The sequence below is a fragment of the Desulfovibrio sp. TomC genome (assembly GCF_000801335.2).
Taxonomy (GTDB): domain Bacteria; phylum Desulfobacterota; class Desulfovibrionia; order Desulfovibrionales; family Desulfovibrionaceae; genus Solidesulfovibrio.
In genome coordinates, this window is the sequence record NZ_JSEH01000004.1 from 1 (window position 1) to 20325 (window position 20325).

16 protein-coding genes and 1 pseudogene are annotated in these 20325 nt (G+C 61.1%); 6 read left to right on the forward strand and 11 right to left on the reverse strand.

What is annotated here, in order from left to right:
• Positions 1-2308, reverse strand: a pseudogene (locus tag NY78_RS24525) (hypothetical protein); the annotation flags it as partial.
• A 394-nt stretch (positions 2309-2702) separates the two neighbouring features.
• Between NY78_RS24525 and NY78_RS04695 the strand changes: the two are divergent.
• The 3 genes from NY78_RS04695 to NY78_RS04705 all read left to right on the forward strand — a co-directional run bounded on the left by NY78_RS04695 (position 2703) and on the right by NY78_RS04705 (position 5375).
• Positions 2703-3263: a DUF4125 family protein gene (locus NY78_RS04695; RefSeq protein ID WP_047960036.1), complete on the forward strand. Its 561-nt coding sequence runs from the start codon at positions 2703-2705 to the stop codon at positions 3261-3263.
• 144 nt (positions 3264-3407) lie between these two features.
• A complete protein-coding gene (locus NY78_RS04700) occupies positions 3408-4502 on the forward strand; it encodes a glycerol dehydrogenase (protein ID WP_043632394.1) in 1095 nt (364 codons plus the stop codon).
• 270 nt (positions 4503-4772) lie between these two features.
• Entirely contained in the window at positions 4773-5375 is a 603-nt protein-coding gene (locus NY78_RS04705; protein ID WP_053062137.1) for a hypothetical protein, read from the forward strand.
• A 30-nt stretch (positions 5376-5405) separates the two neighbouring features.
• Here NY78_RS04705 and cyoE read toward each other — a convergent pair whose 3' ends face one another.
• The 10 genes from cyoE to NY78_RS04755 form a co-directional block, all read right to left on the reverse strand.
• Complete coding sequence (gene cyoE / locus NY78_RS04710) at positions 5406-6275, reverse strand: heme o synthase (protein WP_043632396.1); 870 nt, start codon at positions 6273-6275, stop codon at positions 5406-5408.
• Positions 6276-6285: 10 nt separating this feature from the next.
• The gene (gene cyoD, locus NY78_RS04715) at positions 6286-6609 is read right to left on the reverse strand and encodes a cytochrome o ubiquinol oxidase subunit IV (protein WP_043632399.1); all 324 of its coding nucleotides are present in this window, start codon (positions 6607-6609) and stop codon (positions 6286-6288) included.
• A gap of 1 nt (position 6610) precedes the next feature.
• Complete coding sequence (cyoC, locus tag NY78_RS04720; RefSeq protein WP_043632401.1) at positions 6611-7228, reverse strand: cytochrome o ubiquinol oxidase subunit III; 618 nt, start codon at positions 7226-7228, stop codon at positions 6611-6613.
• A 75-nt stretch (positions 7229-7303) separates the two neighbouring features.
• Entirely contained in the window at positions 7304-9271 is a 1968-nt protein-coding gene (cyoB, locus tag NY78_RS04725) for a cytochrome o ubiquinol oxidase subunit I (RefSeq protein WP_043632404.1), read from the reverse strand.
• A gap of 22 nt (positions 9272-9293) precedes the next feature.
• Entirely contained in the window at positions 9294-10211 is a 918-nt protein-coding gene (cyoA, locus tag NY78_RS04730; RefSeq protein WP_331428908.1) for a ubiquinol oxidase subunit II, read from the reverse strand.
• Positions 10212-10710: 499 nt separating this feature from the next.
• Positions 10711-10959: a hypothetical protein gene (locus NY78_RS04735; RefSeq protein WP_043632409.1), complete on the reverse strand. Its 249-nt coding sequence runs from the start codon at positions 10957-10959 to the stop codon at positions 10711-10713.
• A 205-nt stretch (positions 10960-11164) separates the two neighbouring features.
• Entirely contained in the window at positions 11165-11800 is a 636-nt protein-coding gene (locus NY78_RS04740; RefSeq protein ID WP_043632411.1) for a response regulator transcription factor, read from the reverse strand.
• Positions 11793-13667, reverse strand: a complete 1875-nt coding sequence (locus NY78_RS04745; protein ID WP_043632891.1) for a 7TM diverse intracellular signaling domain-containing protein — start codon at positions 13665-13667, stop codon at positions 11793-11795. The genes NY78_RS04740 and NY78_RS04745 overlap by 8 nt, the downstream gene beginning before the upstream one ends.
• 374 nt (positions 13668-14041) lie before the next feature.
• Positions 14042-15427: a hypothetical protein gene (locus tag NY78_RS04750; RefSeq protein WP_043632413.1), complete on the reverse strand. Its 1386-nt coding sequence runs from the start codon at positions 15425-15427 to the stop codon at positions 14042-14044.
• Positions 15428-15871: 444 nt separating this feature from the next.
• Complete coding sequence (locus tag NY78_RS04755; RefSeq protein WP_047960040.1) at positions 15872-16855, reverse strand: LysR family transcriptional regulator; 984 nt, start codon at positions 16853-16855, stop codon at positions 15872-15874.
• Positions 16856-17012: 157 nt separating this feature from the next.
• On the opposite strand from NY78_RS04755, the gene NY78_RS04760 reads away from it, so the two are divergent.
• The 3 genes from NY78_RS04760 to NY78_RS04770 all read left to right on the forward strand — a co-directional run bounded on the left by NY78_RS04760 (position 17013) and on the right by NY78_RS04770 (position 20294).
• Positions 17013-17513 (forward strand): C-GCAxxG-C-C family protein, encoded by a 501-nt coding sequence (locus NY78_RS04760; RefSeq protein WP_043632416.1) that lies wholly within the window; start codon positions 17013-17015, stop codon positions 17511-17513.
• A gap of 660 nt (positions 17514-18173) precedes the next feature.
• Positions 18174-18677, forward strand: coding sequence for a hypothetical protein (locus NY78_RS04765; protein ID WP_043632418.1), 504 nt, complete (start codon positions 18174-18176; stop codon positions 18675-18677).
• 84 nt (positions 18678-18761) lie between these two features.
• Complete coding sequence (locus tag NY78_RS04770; RefSeq protein WP_043632421.1) at positions 18762-20294, forward strand: class I adenylate-forming enzyme family protein; 1533 nt, start codon at positions 18762-18764, stop codon at positions 20292-20294.
• Positions 20295-20325: the final 31 nt, after the last annotated feature.

The following is a 20325-nucleotide window of genomic DNA, read 5'->3' on the forward strand; positions in this document are numbered from 1 at the left end:
GGGTGGCGTCCAGTCCGGTGGCGGCGGTGGCCGTCAGGGCGGCGATCTGGGTGGCGGTCAGGGCGGCCAGGGTGGTCGTGGACAGCTCGCTGGCGTCCGTGGCGGTTAGGCCTTTTATCTGGGCGGTGGTCAGCGCCGCGATCTGGTTGGCGGACAAGGCGCTGACCTGGGTGCTGGTCAGCCCGCTTACGGCAGTGGCGGTCAGACCCTTGACTTGGGTGGTGGTCAGGGCGGCCAGCTGGGTGGTGGAGAGGGCCTCGACTGCGGTCATGGTCAGGGCGGCGATCTGGGTGGCCGTCAGGGCCTGCAACTGGCTTGCAGTCAGGACCGCGATCTGATCCTCGTTGATCCCGGCAATCTGGGCAGCGGACAAGGCCGCCATCTGGGCGGTGGTCAGGGCGGCGAACTGGGTGGTGGTCAGGCCGTTTATGTCGGTGCTGCTCAGACCTTTGATCTGGGTGGCGGCCAGGGCGGCCAACTGGGTGGTGGAGAGGGCGCTTAACTGGGTATCGGTCAGGGCAGCGCTGGAAAGTCCCTGGATCTGGGTGGCGGTCAGGACACTGATTTGGTCTTCGGAAAGGCCGGCCACGGCCGTGGCGGTCAGGGCGCTCAGCTGGGTGGAGGTAAACGCCGCCAGTTCGTCAGGGGTCAGTTCGCTGACGTCAGTGCTGGTCAGCCCCCGGATCTGGGCCGGGGTCAGGGAAGCGATCTGGGCCGGGCTTAGTTCGGCAAACTGGGTGCTGGTGAGCTGGCTGACCGAGGCGGCGCTCAGGCTCTGGATTTGGGCGTTGGTCATGGCCGCCAGTTCGGTGCTGGTCAGGGCTCCTGCGGCTGTCGTGGTCAGGGCGGCGATTTGGGCAGTGGACAGCCACTTGATCTGGGTCGTGGTCAGGGAGGGGATCTGATCGGCGGTCAGGCCCTTGATCTGGCTGACGCTCAGTCCGGAAATCTGGGTGGCGGACAGGACTGCGAGCTGACTGGGAGACAGCAGCCCGATGGCGGTGGCGGAGAGTCCGGACAGGGCCGTCTTGGTCAGGGCGGTGATCTGGTCGGTGGACAGGACAGCCAGCTGGGTGGCGGCCAAAGCGCCTGCCGCGGCGGCGGTCAATCCGGCGATCTGGGTGGTGGTCAGACCGGCGATCTGGTCCTCGGACAGGCCCTTGATATTGGCAGCGGTCAGGGCCGCGATCTGGGTGGCGCCAAGCGCTGCCAGTTCCGTGGTCGTCAGATCGCCAAGGTCCGTGGCGGTCAGGCCCCTGATTTGGGTGGTGGTCAGGGCCGTGATCTGGTCCGTGGTCAGGGCGGCGGACTGGGAGGCATTCAAGGCGTTGATCCAGGAACTGGCCAGGCTCTTGACCTGGGTGGTCGAGAGCGAAGCAAGCTGGGTCCCGCGCAAGGCGTCGATGGCCGTGGTGGTCATGGCTGAAAGCTGGGTCCCGGTCAGGGCGGCCAGCTGGGCCGTGGTCAGGGCGTTGATCTGTCCGCCGTCCAGGGCCTTTATCTGGGTAACGGTCAGGGCCGCCACTTGCGTTCCGGTCAAGGCGGCCAGCTGTTCGGGGGTCAGAGCGCCCACCGAGGCAGCGGCCAGGGCGGCCACCTGGGTGGGGGCCAATCCGGCCAACTGGGCGGCGCTGAGCTGTCTGGCCTGGGTGGTGGTCAGGGCGGCCAGACCGGCGGACGTCAGACTGACAACCTGGGTCGGTTCCAGGCCGGCGACCTGCTCTTCGGTGAGGTTTTTGACCTGGGCGGCGGTCAGGGCGCTCATCTGGGTGGTGCTCAGGGCGTCCATCTGGCTGGGGCTGAGACTGGCCAGGGCGGTGCCGGCGAGGCTTTTCACCTGGGTGGCGGACAGGGCGTTTATCTGGCCCGTGGAGAGTCCGGCCATCTGGGTGTCTCTGAGCGCCGCCATCTGGGTGGCGGTCAGGGCGGAAATCTGCGTGGTGGACAGGGCCGCAATCTGGGTCGTGGTCAGTTCGGCAATCTGGGTGGTGGTCAGTTCGCCAATGTCGGTGGCGGTCAGTCCTGCCAGCTGGGTGGTGGACAAGGCGGCAATTTCGTCCGCACCAAAGACAGCAATCTGGTTCTTGGTGAGGGCGGAAAATTGGACGGCGCTGAAATAAGCGATCTGGTCGATGGTCAGGGCGGCGGCCTGTCCGGTGGTCAGGGCGGCGACCTGGGAGGCGGAGAGCGCTTCGACCTGGGATTCCATCAGAACGGCGAAATCCGTGGCGTCCAGGCTTCGCAACGTGGTCGTCGACAGGCTGGCAATGGCCTCGGGGGTGTACGTCGCGATTGAGGATGCAAGCATGTTCCGACTCCTTGCGCTTGGGACCTGGCAGGCGTCCGGTACGGCTCTGGGACGCGGGAAATTATTGCCTACTACGGCAACTTTCAGTTCATAAGGCAAGATTAGCGCCAATGATAACGACTTTGGGCCAGTGCGTTCGTATTGCATCCGTTTCGGGACGGACCGGGGGCGACGACGGGGAATGGCCTGGGAGCCGGGCGCAGACTGCACGGGCTGTGCGGCCGCGCGGACGGCCTTTCATGGGCACGGGACACACTCGGTTGCCCAGGGGGAAAGCTTTCGGTGGACAGGGGGCCGGGCCGGCCGATACCTTTTGCCGATGCCGGCATGTTCCAAATCCCTGGAAAGGGATCCGTTCGATAACCACCGACAATAACTAGGTAGAGAGATGCCGATGCGAGTTACAAACGAAACCCGGGAAGCCCTGCTGACAAGCATCATCGAAAAGGAACTGTCCATGTTCCTGGCGATCCAAAACGAAGAGGAGCCGGCCTCCGGCCGGCACAATCCGGACGCTTTCCGGCTCACGCGCTGGATGGCCCACGCCGTGCATACCGACGCGGTCCTGGCCTCCTATCTGGAGGACCTTTTGCTGGCCGAAGCCGCCGGGCGCAATTGCATCGCCGAGAAATACGGCCGCCTGTCGGGTGAGATCCCGTCGGGAGCGGACAGCCCGCACATCGCCCTGATTGCCGATGCCGAGGCCGAGTGGCTGGAGGAGGCTGCGGCCCGCTACCCGGTGGCCATCAAAAGCACCGGCGGCGTCCTGTTTCGCCGCTATGTCGCCTGTGAACTGGAAGGTCTGTCCGGGCGGACGCTGGCCCTGTACGCCGAGGAGGTCCAGGCGGCCCGGGAGGCGGGGCGCAATATGGTGGAAGAGCGCCATGAACTGTTGTGCCGGCGCATGGGCTATGCCTCCCTGGCGGCGCGGGAGGCGGCTTTGGGCCAGGAGTAGGGCCGCCGGTCGCGCGCCTGGCTGCGCAGGAGGCAACGCGCCGCGAACGCTTCCTGGCCGCAGTCAGTACGGCTCCACGAGTCTTTGGGGGATGGACGAACCAAGCCGTTGCCAACGACCGGCGACGGGCGAAAGGGGAAACACATGATCACGACGACGCTGTTTCCTGGACGCTATGTCCAGGGCAACGGGGCCTTGTCCCGTTTGGGCCGGGAGCTGTCCCGCCTGGGCACCCGCCATTTTCTGATTTGCTCCCCGCATCCGCTGGAGCATCTGCTGCCGCCCGTCCTGCCGCAGCTTGAGCAGGCCGGGACAGTGCATATCGAGCGTTTCGGCCGGGAATGCACGGACCAGGAAATTGCCCGGCTGCTGGCTGCGGCCAAGGCGTTTGGCGCACAGACCATAACCGCCCTTGGCGGCGGCAAGACCCTGGACACGGCCAAGGCCGTGGCTGCCCAGGCCGGACTCCCTGTGGCCGTGGTCCCCACCATCGCCTCCACGGATGCGCCTTGCAGTTCGGTCTGCATCATCTACACAGCGCAAGGGGTGTTTGAGCGGGTGGACATCCTGCCCCGCAATCCCGATCTGGTGCTGGTCGATACCGCCATCATGGCCGCGGCTCCGGCCCGGTTCCTGGTGGCCGGCATGGGCGACGCGCTGGCCACCTGGTTTGAGGCGGAGTCCTGCCGTATCAGCCGGGGGGCCAATATCGCCGGGGACGTCGGGTCCATGACCGCCCATGCCCTGGCCCGGCTGTGCTATGAGACGGTGCGGGACTGGGGGCTTTTGGCGCGCACGGCCTGCCAGGCCGGCGTAGTCACACCGGCCCTGGAGCGCGTTGTCGAGGCCAACACGCTGTTAAGCGGCCTGGGGTTCGAGAGCGGCGGCCTGGGCGCGGCTCATTCCATCCACAACGGCCTGACTGCCCTGGCTGGGGTCCACGGCCGCAGCCATGGCGAGAAAGTGGCCTTTGGCGTACTGGCTTCGCTCTTTCTGACAGACAAGCCCGTGGCCTGCATTAATGAGGTCTACGACCTGTGCCTGTCCCTTGGCCTGCCGACCACCCTGGCCGATCTGGGGCTGGCCGGCGTGTCTGACGCTGATCTGCTCCTGGTGGCGCAAAAGGCTTGCGCCGCCGGAGAAAGCATCCACAACGAGCCGGTGGAGATCTCCCCGGGCGTGGTCCTGGCCGCCCTCAAGGCGGCCGATGCCGAGGGTCGCCGTCGCCGGCCGGCCTAGGACGGTGTTTCGGATTAATGGTGCATTTTTTCCGTGAATGCGGCATGTTATGGCTTTATTCCGTGCCCCGGCCCAGATGTGCATTGCCCAGAGGCGACGCCTGGGCCGGGGCTGGATCGCGCCGTTGTCGGAGCCGATAGGCGGGGCAGACGGGGAGTGTGTCCCGCCTTGCGCTTCAGGCCTGGGGGCCATGCTGGAAGGCTCGGGAATTGACTTTCATCGCATTCGATGGAAGAGAATAGAGGAACGTCTGGACTCGGAGGAAGCGCTATGAAAGGCAATGCGTTGACTACTTTTTTTATAAAGCATTCACTGGCTATTTTTGTGATTGCTACGGCGTGTTGCCTGTCGCTGATCGTCTATTTCACGAATAGTTTCAAGCCAAATGTCCTTGGAACATGGATGATTGTTGGAATCCTGACGTCATTGCTGTTTTCAGGAGTCGCCCTGGTCGTTATCCTGGCGGTCGCTGCAGTCGAGAAGGCGCGTAAATACATTATTGCGTACCAGCCGCAGGAAGGGGTCACGTTAAAAGGACGCTATGAAAAAGAGCGGATACGGGTCTCGGATTTTTTCTCGGCCTTCCTTCTGGTCAATGAGAACATCACCTTTGAGAATTGTGAAATTCAAGGTCCTGGATCAATCTATCTGCTCGAAAACAGCGATCTCGATAACTGCACATTCAAATTATGCGATTGGATCGTGGTCAAGGGCGAGGTGACGGTCAATACGGCGGCGCATTTCCGAAATACCGATTTTTTGAATTGCAACTTTTTCAATGTCGCCATCTATATGTCGCAGGAGACAGCGAACAGGCTGTGCGAAAAGCAAAAGGCCTGTTCCCGCGAAGAACTGTCCATTATCGGTCGCTAGTGTCGCGTTCGCAACTGACGCCGCCGTTGCTCAGGGGAGTGGAACCGTCGCGGTATAGTCCACGGACATCATGACGCTTACAACGACAATGGTCAGGATGGAAAGGATATATAATTTTCTGGCCCAGAGCAGTTCTGTCTGAAGTTTGGGGCCGGTCCAGGCCACGGTCAACCAATACAGACTCAGCATCGCGACGACGCCGGAGTAGGCATACCCGGCATAACCGCAAACGGTCAACAACTGCGCTGCCAGCGTGAACGCAATGATATGGACCACCATGTCTTTTTTGGTGGCCGCAACGCCATGTCGGACCGGCATGACCGGCAGCGAGGCGGCGGCGTAGTCCTTGAACCGGTAAATCGTGATGGCGTAGGAGTGGGGTATCTGCCACAGGCTGAAGATGGCCAGTACGATCAGGCCGCCCAGGTCGAGCCTGCCGGTCACGGCGCAGTAGGCCGCCAGCGGCGGGGCCGCGCCGGCCAGACTGCCCACAACCGTGCTGTAGGCCGAAGTGCGCTTCATGACGAGGCTGTAGACGCCCACATACACGGCGAAGCCGGCGACAACGATCGCCAGCGTCAACAGGTTCGTGCCTAGCCCAAGAATAGCCAGACCGATCACCCCTAAAATCAAGGCGTAGAGCAGACTGCCCACGGTCGAGATGGACTGCCGGGCCAAGGGGCGCGTTGCGGTGCGCGCCATGAGCGCGTCGATGTCCCGATCAATATAGTTGTTGCAGACGCATCCCGAGGCGACAACAGCGGAAATGCCCACGAGGACGGCCAGAAAAAGGCCAACGTCGATACGTCCCTGGGCGGCCAGAAAAAAGCCGCCGGCGGCCGAAAGGACATTGGCAAACACAATCCAGGGCTTGGCCACCCGCAAATAGTCTTTCAGCACGTATCAGGTCTCACATCCGGTAATGCAGGCTGTGCATGATCCAGATGGATCCGCCAACGAAGAGGAAAATGATAAAGAAGGTGAACAGGAGCGACATGAGATTCCAGTACATGGCGGAAGATGTGTCGAGATGGAGAAAATAATGCAGTTGCACAATGATCTGGGCGACGGCAGCGGCAAATATGCAGAATATGGTGGCCGAGTGGGGCAGCGCGCCGGTCATGACCAGGACAAAGGGGATGGCTGTCAGCAGGACTGAAAGGCCAAACCCTGTGGCGTAGGATCTGATCGAACCGGTGTTGGCCCCGGCCGCGTCGTGGTGTGTCTGATGCATCTTACAAGACCCCCATCAGGTAGACGACCGTAAAGAGACCGATCCAGACAATATCGAGAAAGTGCCAGAACATGCCGAGTCGCAGGAGTCGGCTTTGCACCGGCGCGGTCAGGCCCTTGGTCGCCAGCTGGACCAGCATCACCGCCATCCAGAGCAGGCCGCAGGCCACGTGGGCGCCGTGGGTGCCGACAAGCGCGAAAAACGCCGAAAGAAAACCGCTGCGCTGCGGTCCGGCCCCTTCGTGGATGAGCTGGCTGAATTCGTGGATTTCCATGGACACGAAGCCCAGCCCCAACAGGAAGGTGACGACCAGCCCCAGCCTGATCGGCCGTGTGTCGCCTTTGCGCATGGTCAGCATGGTCAGGCCGAAGGTCGCGCTGCTAACGAGCAGCAGGGCCGTTTCCCCCAGCACGTAGGGCAGATTGAAGAGCTCTTTGCCTGTCGGTCCCCCGGCATAATTCTGGGAAAGGACCACATAGGTCGCAAAGAGACCGGCAAAGAGGATGAGGTCGCTCATCAGATAGATCCAAAACCCAAGCGCCGCAATGGACGCCGTGTCGTGGACCTCGCCGCGGGTCTCAAGGCTGGTGTTTGGAAGTGTTGCTTCGGTCGCCGTCATATATCTCTCCTTTGAAGCGTCTGCCCAGTTTTGGCTGTGCTTGCCATCCGTCGCTTGCCTGGCGCGCAGGCGACGTTAGCCCATGTTCTGATAGCGCAGGTTCTCGATGCGCGCGACTTCGGCCGCCGGAATGATGTAATGGATGTCATCGAGGCTGGCCCGGGCGACCACCACGGCGATAAGGCCCAGGAAACTCGCGGCGGCCAGCCACCAGATGTACCAGATCATGGAAAAGCCGAAGACAAAGGCCAGGACGCCGATCGCCAGGCCATGCCAGGAATTTTTGGGCATTTCGATCGGCTCATACTTGGCCGGGCGCTTGGCGGCGAGGCCCTTTTCCTTCATGTCCCAGAAGGCGTCGCGGTCCTCAACGACGGGAATAATGGCGAAGTTGTAGACCGGGGGCGGCGAGGTGGTCGCCCATTCGAGAGTCCGGCCATCCCAGGGGTCGCCAGTGACGTCACGGTTGGCGTGGCGGTCTTTGATGCTGACCAGGAGTTGGATGATGGTGCAGCCGATGCCCAGGGCAATGACGCCCGTACCGAGGAAGGCAATGATGAGATAGGGCTGCCAGGCCGGATTGTCGAAATGCTGCATCCGCCGGGGCATGCCCATGAATCCGAGGATATACAGAGGGATAAAGGCCATATAAAAGCCGATCAGCCAGCACCAGAAGGCCCGCTTGCCCCAGGTTTCGTCCAGGCGAAAGCCGATGGCCTTGGGAAACCAGTAGGCGTAGCCGGCAAAGAAACCGAACAGCGTGCCGGGAACCAGCATATTGTGGAAATGGGCAATGAGAAACAGGCTGTTGTGCAGCACGAAATCGGCCGGCGGGATGGACAGAAGGACGCCGGCCAGACCGCCCACGGCAAAGGTGGAAAGAAAGCCGAGGGTCCAATACATCGGCGTGGTAAAGCTCACCCGGCCGCGATACATCGTAAAGAGCCAGTTGAACACTTTGACGCCCGTGGGGATGGCGATCAGCATGGTCGAGATGCCAAAGACGATATTGACGTTGGCGCTGGACCCCATCGTAAAGAAGTGGTGGACCCAGACGGCAAAGGACAGAAACATGATGGCGGCCGTGGCGTACACCAGGGAGCCATAGCCAAAGAGTTTCTTTCTGGAAAAGGTGCTGACGACCTCGGAGAAGATGCCGAAGGCCGGCAGGATGACGATGTAGACCTCGGGATGGCCCCAGGTCCAGAACAGATTGGCGTACATCATCATGTTGCCGCCCAGGTCGTTGCTGAAGAAATGCATCCCGAGATAGCGATCCAGGGTCAAAAGGGCCAGGGCGACGGTTAAGACCGGAAACGAGAAGATGATGAGCACGTTGGTAAAGACGGCGGTCCAGGTGAAAAGCGGCATCCGCATGAGGGTCATGCCCGGAGCGCGCATTTTCAAGATGGTGACCAGGAAATTGACCCCGGTCAGCAGGGTCCCCAGGCCGGCTATCTGGATGGACCACATCCAGTAATCCACGCCGGTGTCCGGGCTGTAGGCAAGTTCGGTCAGGGGGGCATAGCCGGACCAGCCGGCCCGGGAGAATTCCCCGACGCCAAGGGAAACCATGACCAGCATGGTGCCGGCCACGGTCAGCCAGAAGCTCACCGAGTTCAGGAACGGGAAGGCCACGTCGCGCGCGCCGATCTGGAGCGGGATGATGATGTTCATGAGTCCCGAGAGAAAGGGCATGGCCATAAAAAGGATCATGATCGTGCCGTGGGCGCTGAAAATCTGGTTGAAGTGATCCGGCGGCAGAAAGCCTTGCGCAGCGCCCAGGGCAATGGCCTGGTGCGTGCGCATCATGATGGCGTCGGAAAAGCCGCGCAGCAGCATGATCAGCGACAAGATGACGTACATGATGCCGATCTTCTTGTGGTCGAAGCTGGTGAGCCATTCCTTCCAGAGGTAGGTCCACTTCTTGAAGTAGGTAATAAGGACGAGAATGCCAAATCCGGCCAGCAGGGAGCCGACAACCGCCCCCATGACGATCGGATCATGGTACGGTATGGCAGAGAGGCTCAGTTTTCCGAACATTGCAGCGGTCCTCCGTATGGCCCTATTGTCCGTGGCCGGAATGGGGCATGTCGCCTGTGGCTGGCGCGTCCATGGGCATGGGATTGTATTGGCGGATGATCGACTCGAACAGATCAGGATCGACCGATGAGAAATAGAGGACTGGCACACTGGAGCTTGGCTTTTGAAGTTCCTTGAAGCGGGCCAGGTCAAGCCGCTGCGGCGACTGTTTGACTTGCCGCACCCAGGCCTCAAAGTGTTCCTTGGAGTCGGCCAGGGCCTTGAATGTCATGGCCGGGTAGCCGGCGCCGCTGAACTGCTGGTTTTGGCCGATGTATTCGCCCGGTTCGTCAGCCATGAGGTGCAGCTTGGTTTCCATGCCGGCCATGGCGTAGATCTGGCTGCCGAGCTGGGGGATGAAAAAAGAGGTCATGACGGTGTCGGAGGTGATCTGGAAGCTGAGCGGGACTTTGGCCGGGAAAACGAATTCATTGACCACGGCGATATTTTGTTCCGGATAAATGAAAAGCCATTTCCAATCGAGGCTCACCACTTTGACCTGAAGCGGCGCAGCATCGGATTTGAGCGGGAGATACGGGTCCAGACGATGGGTGTCGCGCCAAGCCAAAAACGAAAGCACCGACACAATGACAATCGGAATGAGCCACATGGCTATTTCTATTTTTTTGGAGTAGCACCAATTCGGGTCATACGGTGCATTCTTGTTTGTCGATCTGTACTTGAGAGGAAACCAGAGGGACATGATGATGACTGGAAGGACAACCAGCAGCATAAGAACGAAAGATACGATAATGAGAAAGCGCTCAGAGTGCCCGATCGGCCCTTTTGGATTCAAGACAATGAGTTCGCTACAGCCCTGGAGAAGGACAACAGCACAGAGCAGCAGCAAAATTGTGAATGCGTAATGCCATTTTCTTTTCATATGCCTACCTCGACGCATTGAGGGACGTGTCTGGTCTCAACCTTGCCGAATTATCTACTTTTTTCATAACTTGCTGTCAACGACGCCGACCCGTGGGGCACGACCCCAAGCCTTCCCGGGTCGAGACCGATTCGGTCAATGCGTCGAAGAATCCCTGTGGGGCGATGCGGCCGCGATCTTCCCGGCCATGGAAAGTCCGATCAAACCGCACGTGGCGTCGGGGCGGTGGCGTGCAAGGCGCGCTTCCCTGGTCAGTGGCGGGGGCATACGATGCCCGGTCCGAAACGAGGGTTGTGATCCCGGAAGCCTGCAAAAGCGCCTGGAGCCTTAGGCCCGGGCGTTTGCGGCAACGGCGGCCAGCCCCAGCAGCCCGACGCCCTGCGGAACTTAGGGCCGGGCGTTTGCGGCGATGGCGCAGACAGGGCCTGCTGCGGCAACGGAGCGACGCAGCAGGCCCCTTGAGGGCAGATCAATGGGCTTTCTCCCGGCGACCAGGAGCGCCCGCTTCTTGCGGTTTTTACTGCAACAGCAATAACCCAGGGGCCGCCGGGGAAGCTGTGGCGGTTTCGATCTTGCCCCCTTCAATGCGATTATTGTTGGCGTCGGCCACGTACAGCATGCCGGCTTTGCTTACGGCAAGGCCTTGCGGAAAGTTGAATTGCCCGTCGTCCCTGCCGGCGTCGGAGCCGGAAGCGCCGCCGCCGTAGCGTGTCCAGTTGCCGGCGGCGAGGGAAAATGCGTCCTTTTCCGATTTTCCTGACTCCATCCCTCTCCAGGGGACAGCGAGCACGAATACAACGGGAGGCTTGTCAGGGATTTTCCTGGTTTTGGTGTAACAGAATTCAGGGACATCCTGCGTCGCGCGAGGACAAGCGGGGAGCGTGGCGCAGGGCGTCAGCGGGAAGGGCGTAGAAACGCTCGGAACAGGGCCTTCGCGGCCCGATCCGGCAAGGGGGAAAGAGGCTGGTTGGTCAGTCGTGCCGTCGGATGGCGAACTTGCGCAGTTCCTTCATGCTGGCAAGCCCGAGCTTGCGCAGAAGGCGGCCGTAATACGTTTCCACGGTATGAAAGCTGATGTTGAGCGCCCGTCCCATCTCGGCGCTCGTTTCGCCGCGTCCGAGTCCGGTCAGGATCTGCTCCTCGCGCTGGCTCAAGGTGGTCTCGCCGGCTTCGTCCGGCGCGAGAAACCGGTCGGCCAGACGGCGCATGACCTCGGGGCTGGCGTAGCGCTCTCCGGCGGCAACCTTCGCGATGGCCTCAAGCAGGACATCTTCGACCTCGCGCTTGGTGACATAGCCCCGGGCTCCCCGGGAAAAGGCCCCTTCGATGCTCTTGCGGTCCTCGTGCATGGAATAGATGAGCGTCGGAATGCCCCGGGCCGTCAGGTCGTCAATGAGATCCAGCCCGGATTCCTTGGCCAGGGACAGGTCCACCAGGGCCACGGCCGCCCCTGAGCCGTCGACGCAGGCCAGAAGCTCCTCCCGGCTCCCGGCCAGGCCGCATATGGCATGGCCGCTCATTTGCAACAGCACCGACAGGCCGTTGCGCATAACGGGATGGTCGTCGACCAGAAAGACGCGCACCCCGGATGGCGCAGCCTTATCCATCGGCATCCTCCTGTGTTGTCTTGACTGCGGCGCACGAGAGGGAACAGGTCACGCTGGTCCCGCCGCCGGCCGCGTCGTCTATGGTAAGCGTCGCCCCGATCATCCTGGCCCGGTGGGCCATGATGCGCAGGCCAAGTCCGCCTGTGGCAGGGGCCGCGCCCAGACGGCCGATGCCGTCGTCGCACACGGCCAGCGTCAGCCGCTGGTCCGGCCCACAACGCAGAGAGACGCTGATCCGGCCGGGGTTGGCATGCTTGACGGCGTTGGTCACGGCCTCCTGGGCAATGCGAAAGAGTTGGACAAGTTGCTCGCTGTGGCACGGCGCACAGGCCAGATCTTCCCCATACGTGATCTCGACGCCGCTCGAAACACCCATGCGCCGGGCCAACTCGGCCAGGGACGCCCCGACGTCGCCGGAGTCGTGCTCCACCGGCCAAAGCCCCCGGGAGAGGTTGTAAGCTTGGCTGACCGAGTCCTGCAGCAGCGCGGCAATCTCCGAGACTTCTGCGGCCACGTTCGGCTCGGCGATGGGCCGGCGGGCAAGGGCCGAGCAGCGCAACCGGGTGCCGGCCAGTTGCTGGCACAGGCCGTCATGCAGGTCGTGGCTCAGGCGGCGGCGTTCCTCCTCGCTGACGTTCACGATTTCCCATTCCAGCCGGCTGCGCTCGTCCATTTCCGTCTGCAGAACGGCGGAGAGATTTTCCACGGCCGTAAATGCGTTGGAAAAACGCTGGGCCATGGCCAACGCCTGGGAAATGACGAAGGCGAGCAAGCCGAAAGGCATGAGGTTTTCGCCGTTGAGGCTGAAAACATGCCCGTATATGTCGTTTAAGGATGTGGCCGAAAGAATAAAATACCCAATGAGAAGCACCGACGCACCGGAGCGACGATGTCGCAGGCAAAGCAACAGCATGACAAGAAAGCAGGCGTTGAGGGCGAAGGCAGTGACCGCGAGCCAGGGGAGTGCATCATAGATGACAGGCTGGGGTTGCGTCAGAATTATGCATACGAATACAATGCTTCGTATGTCGCAAATATATTGGATACAAGGAATGAATTCTTTCGGATACAGTGACCAGTAAAATCTGTAGAGAACCGACCCTAATACGGAAAATCCGACAAGACAGATTTGGGCGAGAATTTCCGGGTCAGCTTTTGGAACAAACAAGGTAATCAACCAATCCGAAGAATCCATTGTGCTGTATATGCCAATGAAGAGGATGCAGCCCAGGCCGAAATAGAGGGTGGAAACTTCCTTTTTCCGCAGAGAATAGAGGACGAAATGGTAACTGGCCATGATGAGCAGGCTGCCGGCAAAAAACATGGCCCAGGCCCAGGTGCGGATGTGCGCCTGTTCCAATTGACCCGGTAGGCCCAGCCCGATGGGATTGAGCACGCCGCCGCGGCGGAAGGTATGGTTGGACACCTGCAACACCAGGTCGATGGGGGCTCCGTGGCTCTCAAGGATGACCAGGACCAGGGAGCGATGCGCGGATTCGGTCGCGGCGCTTGTCCCCGCCACGCCGCTTGCGGCGAGGAGCTTGCCGTCGGCCCACAACCGGTAGGCGGCGTGGATGCCAAAAAGCCGCATTTCCAGTCGGCGCTCGCCAGGACCCGGCGCCAGACGCAGGCGCAATGTGGCCTGCCCCCGGCCGGGCAAGGGGCGGCCATGGAGCAAAACCCCTTTCCATGTGTGGGGAAGCGCCATGAAGCCGGAAGGCTGCGGCGGTGGGGCGTCGGGCGCGAAATCATCGGGAGTGAGCAGGCGGTCCCAGTAATACTGCCATTGGCCGCTTAAGGAGACCGGCCCGTCCCGGGCCATGTCCCAGCCGGAAAGATCAAACACGCCGTCCCTGGCGATGGGCATGGGGCTGTCCTTTCTGACGCAGCCATAGCCTGACAGGAGGAGCAGCAGCCCAAAGACGGCAGCGGCCATCGGGTGCACAGGCGCTCTCATGCGCCAGCCGTCAGCTGCCGTTTGCGACCGTGATCGGGAGGCATGGCGTTCCCACTGTCCCGGTCGTACAACAAAAGGGAAGACGCCGTTGTAACGGACATGCCTGGTCCCTCTTCCTCCTGGTTGGCAGGCACAAAAGCGCATGCTTCGTCCGACATGGGTAGGCCGCTACGCCGGGCAGCGCAGGACACGTTGTGCGCAGCGGTTTTGGGCAACGCTGGGGATTTTTTATCGGTGTTTTTTCTTGAAGGCAAATTTCTCCGGACAAGGGACAGGCACGAAATTCATTTGGCGTCCAGGAGGATTCTCAGTCGGACATAGTCTTGCAGGAGGCGTTGTTCGTCCGGCTCGATGCCGGCCGGCATCTGGGCCTTGCGACAATAAAAACCCGGAGCCCCGCACTGTTCGGCCAGGTTCAGCCGATCCACGCGACGGGCGCGCAGCAGCAGGCCCAGCCAGGTCTCGCCAGGGTCGCATTGGATGTCGCGGATTTTGGGTTGCCAGTAGTCGCCCGGCGTGACCGCAACGGCTTGGCTGAGCAGCAGGGCCAGGCTGGCAGCGCAGGCGACCCGGGCCGCCCGGCCCCAGCCGATGCGTTCGAGCCAAGCCAGTCCGGCCGCGGCCAGACACAGAATCAACGGGAAGTAATACCAGGAAAAACGGGCCTCTTCGCTCTGGTAAAAAAAGAGCAGTCCGATGAGCAGACCGGTTATGGTCGCCAGGAAGCCGGTGGCCGGGGAGAACGGTCCTGGCCTATGCTTGGCAGCGGCCACGGCCAGGACCAGGGCGATCGGCACGAGAAAGCTGTAATACCACGTCCAGACGTTGGCGTAGAACCCGGCCATGTCCAGGGACAGCCGCAACAAGGGGAACTGGACAGGCACCTGCTCGTGGGGGATGGCTGCATTCCAAATGAAAAGGAGCAGCCCGGCCAGGCCGACCACGGCGGCGGAGAACAAAACCCGTGACCAGCCGGGCCGGCCGGTCCGCCGGTCATGCGCCCAGCTCAGGACAGCGCCGGCCAGAAACGGCAGGATGCCATACAGCTGGGTCAGGCCGGCGAGGAGGCCCACGGCTCCGGCCGCCCGGAACTGGCGTGCATCATCCGTGAGGAACCATTCGAGCATCAACCGGGTCGAGACAAGTGCGCCGGCGATGGCCAGGGGGTCGGCCAGAATGAAGCTCCGGAAAAAGGCGTAGGGGGACAAAACGGCCATGGCGAACAAGGCTGCCTGGGTGCTGCCCGAAACACGAAACCGCCGCCAGATGGACAACAAGGCGGCCAGGGACAGGAAATGGGCCAGGCAAAGAGAGCCCACCACCACGAGCCCGCTGGAGCCAAGGAAAGCGTCCAGGGTCGTCACCAGGACGAAGACCGGTGAGCGTAAAAAAAACAATGGGCCGTCAACAGCGCCATGAACGAAGGCGCGGATATAAAGCCCCTCCAGGACCCAGTCGTAGCCATCGTATTCGATGTCTGGATAACTCGACACGAGGCCTGGCCCGATGAGTCCGGCCATGCAGAGCAATTGGACGAGCGCGACCAGCCCGGCCGCAATGAGCCCGAGGCGCTTGGCGGTAAAAAACGGGCCGGGGATCTGGGGAAGCGCTCCGGGCCGGGTGCCGTCGAGGCCAGTGGGGGCTGTTGCATCAGTCGTTGAACATACCATGGTGACGCTCGAGTCTTTCAAAATGAAGTGTCGTTATTTACAAATCTTCCTGTCACACAGCAAGCACGACCTGAAACTCGTGCTTAAAATCCGCACTTTTTGGTCCCCAATTTGCCTCCAGAGAAATTTTTCAACAAAAAAATGGCTTCCAGTTTTCATCGCAATCCATTGAATTTGCCGATCGGCGCGAAGCGATTCGAACGCTCGGCATCCTGTTCCCAAAGCCTTCCTGCTCGGTTGTATCCATAGAAAGAGTGGGATAGTTCTTGAAGTCCGACAAGTCAGACCAGACAAAATCGATCTTCTCCGGACATTCCCGGTTCTCCTGGGGATATCCAACGCCTCGGTTTTCCTCCGTTGGAGCACCACATCTCTGGGTTCAATCGGAATCCATCGGCCCAGAGGAGAAACACAGGGGACATGTTTGTGCATCACCTGCAACATTTATTTTTTCGAGCGACAACACGCCTTGTCGTTGCCGTCATCTTCTTGTTGAGAGAGCTTGTCTCCCAAATCTATTGCTAAAAACGGCAAAGAGCCAACCATCAGTTCTGCGCGCATCAAGGCCATGAATGACGCAAGAGGCGGAGAAATCCACTTGTTCTTGTGGTGCAGCATCAGCACGGCCACTTCCAAAGCGGGGCTGTCCCAGGGGAGAACCGCCAGGTTGCCTGCAGCAATGTCCTCACGGACCGCCGATGTCGGCAAGATGCTCACCCCGAGCCCGTTTCGAAGACATCCCCGGAGCGACGCTGCGCTGGAGAACTCCAGACAGGCTGCCGTGCGCACCCCGGCTTCGGCCAGCATGTTTTCAAATACCTTGCGATAGGCGCAATCCGCCGTACAAAGCAGCAATGTCTCGCCGGCCAAGGCTTCCAGCCCGAAGAGCGCCCCGCCTCGCGCCAGCCGATGCTCCGGTGCGGCCACCAAAACCAGCTCCTCCATGCCAAGAGCTTCCACAATGAGGTCGCCGGCCCGAACGCTGTCTGCCATGAGAAAGGCGAGATCGGTGATGCCCTGGCGTAAATCATTCTCCAACCCCTCGACGGTGCAAGAGATAAAGCGCAGTTGCAAATGGGGATACGCCTCTCGAAACTGTCGGATCACGCGTCCCATCCGCCAGGCGCAAAGGGACTCGGGCACTCGAATGGTGAGCACCCCCCGCGCTTCCGAAGCTCCGGCCACCCAGGCCCTGGCTTCGTCTTCCAGGTCCAGGAGTTTGACAGCCATTTGCTGCAGGCGTTTGCCGGCTTCGGTGAGGGCCACGCTCCGGCCGAGGCGTTCGAAGAGACGGACCTGCAATTCGTCCTCCAAGGAAGCGATTCGCGCTGAAACCGTCGATTGAGCTGCGTGCACCTCCAGCGCAGCACGATGAAAACTGAGATGGCGCGCCACAGCCGCAAAGGTTCGGACATCCCGCAATTCCACAAGCGTCTCCTGGGCAGGGTTTGTTCGGAATTTCCGATCAACCCCTTCGGATATATTCGCTAGATTCGATCAGAGACCATGATTAAACAGAAATAAAGATCGAAGCAACCGTCGCGCCGACCGTGTTTCGGCACGACGCAACCGGAGGGCGAAAGCCATGGAAACGCGAGAAGTGGAGCAACGGGCGCAGGAACTGTTTGAAAGCGGCATGAATTGTGCGGAAGCGGTGTTGACGGCTGTCCTGGCCGGCCAGGGAGTCGAGGCATGCGAACAGGCCGCGCGGCTGGGGACGGCTTTTGGGGCAGGGGTGGGCCGCAGTAAGGAGGAAATATGCGGGGCGCTTTCAGGCGGGCTCATTGCCCTGGGCTATCTTCAGGGGCGTCGCTGTGGAGACGAAGCCTGGGACGGGTTGGCGGCCCTGGCGGCTGGTGTTCGAAATCGTTTCAAGGCAGCCCACGGCTGTACCTCCTGCGCCGCCTTGTTGGCCGGGTTCGGAGCACAGGAAGGCATGGACAAGTGTATCCGGCTGTCAGCCCGGACAGCCGGTCTTTTCCACGACGCTCTCCGAAACCCCGAAGCCGTTGAAACCTCTGGCCCGGCTTGCGGCTGCGCGGCGCGACAGGCCAAGCCGGCCGCAACCGGGCGTTGTTGCGGGTAACTGTCGTTTTGCATCGTATGCGTGCGGTCGGTTGGCCTCCAGGTTGCCAGCCGCCCGCAAAAGATAAAGGGGATAGGCCAACGGTGGTTTATCCCCTTGAAATTTGGTCGCGGCGAGGGGATTTGGACACCCGGGGTCCTGCGCCCTAAGCCTTGCCGTCTTGTCGCATCGAGTTGATAGCCAATAATCAATTGAAGATACGTATGGCTGTCCGGACACAATCGATCTTCTTTGGGCATTTTCGGTTTCCCATTGGTTCTCCAAAATCCCGGTTATCCAAGACTGGAGAACCATAGTTCAGCGCCATCCGGGAGGTAATTTGAGCCACTCCCAGAGACGAAAGGGACGTATGGACTGCATTGGCGGCGCATGAAGAAGTGTAAACCCTTGCCGATTGCGCCTCAGCCCGCACAGTGTCACGCCATTCTGTTGACTGTCGCCGCAAGCCATGCGATATTTTTACAAAATGGTATCGTAGCCCACGTTTGGCCAGCGCTGCGGAAGCATGCACTCTGAGATTTCAGCTGGAGTCATACTTTCCACTTGGAGACGTCTGTCTGTATATTGTTCTGGGACAGTTCTGAAAGGATATTGATTGCAGGAGTCATTTGTTACGCAGGATGTATGACTTTATTCAGTCCAACAAACAATGGAGGGGTTATGCGTACGTTCATTTTTGTTGCGGTATTCGTTTTCACGGCTCTGTGTTCTCAACCTGCGCAGGCTTTTGAGTGCGGTAAACTTGATTTCGGGGCTAAACTGAGCGACATAGACGATGGCAATTTCGTGTTTTATACGGAGAAAGAAGGCGTTTCATACTATAATTATGTGGGAATTTGCCGTCTCCCGGTGCATCAGAAAGCATCGCCTGCCATCGCCTATGCTTTCATCGACGGACAATACTATGCCAGAATTATCCGCGTTGTCGGTAGGGATAAAGAAGATATCCTCGCCGATATGAAGAAAAGTCTATGTACCCCAAGCGCTGCAAAAAACGAAGGGGAATGGAGCTTGTATACATGTGATTTGCCAAACGAAATTGAGTTCAAGTTCAAATATAACAACAAGACTGGCGAGGCGAAGACTGCTGCCTACAGCAAGTCCTTGCGTGAAAAGATTGGGAAAAGCGGCAAAACCGATCCGGCCGCGTTCTTGGAGAAGTAGCCTTTCGGCGAAATCGTCGTGAGGGCTTTTGAGGTGAAAGCCGACGGCGGCACAAGGGCATGGGAACATGCCAAGGAGTGTCCCATGCCCCTTTTTCGCATGGTCGCCGCCACGGCAGCGCAGCGGCCCGAGGCCGTGGCCCTTTGTTGCGGGCCTCGTCACGTCACCTACGCCCAACTGGTTGCAGACGCAGGCCAGCTGGCCGCTTGGCTTTCAAGCCGTGGTCTTGCCCCCGGCGACCGGCTTGCCGTTCTCCTCCCGAACACCATCGAGCTTGTCGTCGTCATCCTGGCTGCCTGCCGGGCTGAGCTCGTCCTTGTTCCTCTTTCGCAGGACGCGCCGCCGGCCCGGCAAGCCGAGGTTATCGGGCAGACTGGGGCCAGGGGTCTTGTTTTGGCCGCCGGTTTGGGCGCGGCCATCCCGGCCGAGGCGCGGGAGCGGCTGGCGGTAACGGTCTGCCTCGGTCGGCCCGAACCGGGAACAGTCGGATATGACGCCTGTCTCGCCCATGCCCCAACCGACCCTGCGCCCCGGAGCAACGTTGCGGACCCGATCTGCCTTCTGGTTTTTACCTCCGGCTCAACCGGCCGGCCCAAGGCCGTCGCACACAGCCAGGAACGGCTGGCGCGACGTGTGGAAGCCTTTGTCCAGGCCCTTGGCGTCACGGCCGAGGATACGACCTTGGCCGTATTTTCGGCCTACCGGCCAGTGGTCCTGGTGTTCCAGGTGCTGGCCATGCTGCGCCAGGGCGGGACCGTCGTGCTGGCCGAACAGCCGGCCCCGGCCCCGGCCGCGTTCTGGCGTCTCTATGGCGAGGTCCGCCCGGGGTATTGCCTCGTGATGCCCAGTTACGCCCGGATGCTTTTTGCCGATCCGGCCGCCGCCCACGTTGACCATTCACGGCTGCGGTTTTGGCTCAGCGGCGGCGACTCGCCGGGACAAGCCCTTTATGAGGCGGCCCGGCGAATCACCGGCCGGCCGTATTGCAACCTGTATGGCCTCACCGAAACAGGCCTTGTGGCTGTGGTCGCGCCAAGCGAAACGGACAAACCCGGCTGCGTCGGCAGGCCCGTCGGGGATGTGTCCGTGCGGCTTGTGGACGACGCCGGGCGGGACGTTCCCGAGGGGAGTCCCGGACGCCTTCTCGTCACCTCGGCGAACATGATGGTCGGCTATTTCAACGACACCATGGCCACGCATCGGGCCATCGGAACCGGCTGGTACGATACGGGCGATTGCATGCGCCGCGACGCCGCGGGCGACTACTGGTTTCTCGGCCGCAGCGGAGACGTCATCGTGCGCCATGCCGTCCAGGTGGTCGCCGCCCTGGTGGCCGACGTCCTAGCCGGGTATCCTGGCCTGGCCGAGGCCGTGGTGGTAGGGGTGGCCGATGCCGAGGCCGGGCAGGTACCGGTGGCCTTTTATCGAACGACCGGCCCTGATCCCGGCCCCGAAGCGCTGCTCCGGTACCTCGCCGACCGGGTGGACGCCTTGTCTGTGCCCGTGGCTTGCCTGCCTCTTGAGCAGTGGCCGGTGACGCCCCGGGGCAAGACCGACCGACCGAAGCTGACGGCTTTGGCTGTGGCGTCCCTTGGCCGGATGCGCGGGGATGGTTGAGCGAGGCCGGCCAAGGGATGCCCCGTGTTTT

Excerpts from the sequence above, each read along its gene's own strand:
- cyoB (WP_043632404.1), bottom strand. The coding sequence starts at position 9,271 with ATGTTCGGAAAACTGAGCCTCTCTGCCATACCGTACCATGATCCGATC.
- NY78_RS04700 (WP_043632394.1), top strand. The coding sequence starts at position 3,408 with ATGATCACGACGACGCTGTTTCCTGGACGCTATGTCCAGGGCAACGGG.
- cyoA (WP_331428908.1), bottom strand. The coding sequence starts at position 10,211 with ATGCGTCGAGGTAGGCATATGAAAAGAAAATGGCATTACGCATTCACA.
- cyoD (WP_043632399.1), bottom strand. The coding sequence starts at position 6,609 with ATGCATCAGACACACCACGACGCGGCCGGGGCCAACACCGGTTCGATC.
- NY78_RS04760 (WP_043632416.1), top strand. The coding sequence starts at position 17,013 with ATGGAAACGCGAGAAGTGGAGCAACGGGCGCAGGAACTGTTTGAAAGC.
- NY78_RS04765 (WP_043632418.1), top strand. The coding sequence starts at position 18,174 with ATGCGTACGTTCATTTTTGTTGCGGTATTCGTTTTCACGGCTCTGTGT.
- NY78_RS04750 (WP_043632413.1), bottom strand. The coding sequence starts at position 15,427 with ATGGTATGTTCAACGACTGATGCAACAGCCCCCACTGGCCTCGACGGC.
- NY78_RS04745 (WP_043632891.1), bottom strand. The coding sequence starts at position 13,667 with ATGCCCATCGCCAGGGACGGCGTGTTTGATCTTTCCGGCTGGGACATG.
- NY78_RS04735 (WP_043632409.1), bottom strand. The coding sequence starts at position 10,959 with ATGGAGTCAGGAAAATCGGAAAAGGACGCATTTTCCCTCGCCGCCGGC.
- NY78_RS04695 (WP_047960036.1), top strand. The coding sequence starts at position 2,703 with ATGCGAGTTACAAACGAAACCCGGGAAGCCCTGCTGACAAGCATCATC.
- NY78_RS04770 (WP_043632421.1), top strand. The coding sequence starts at position 18,762 with ATGCCCCTTTTTCGCATGGTCGCCGCCACGGCAGCGCAGCGGCCCGAG.
- cyoC (WP_043632401.1), bottom strand. The coding sequence starts at position 7,228 with ATGACGGCGACCGAAGCAACACTTCCAAACACCAGCCTTGAGACCCGC.
- NY78_RS04705 (WP_053062137.1), top strand. The coding sequence starts at position 4,773 with ATGAAAGGCAATGCGTTGACTACTTTTTTTATAAAGCATTCACTGGCT.
- NY78_RS04740 (WP_043632411.1), bottom strand. The coding sequence starts at position 11,800 with ATGGATAAGGCTGCGCCATCCGGGGTGCGCGTCTTTCTGGTCGACGAC.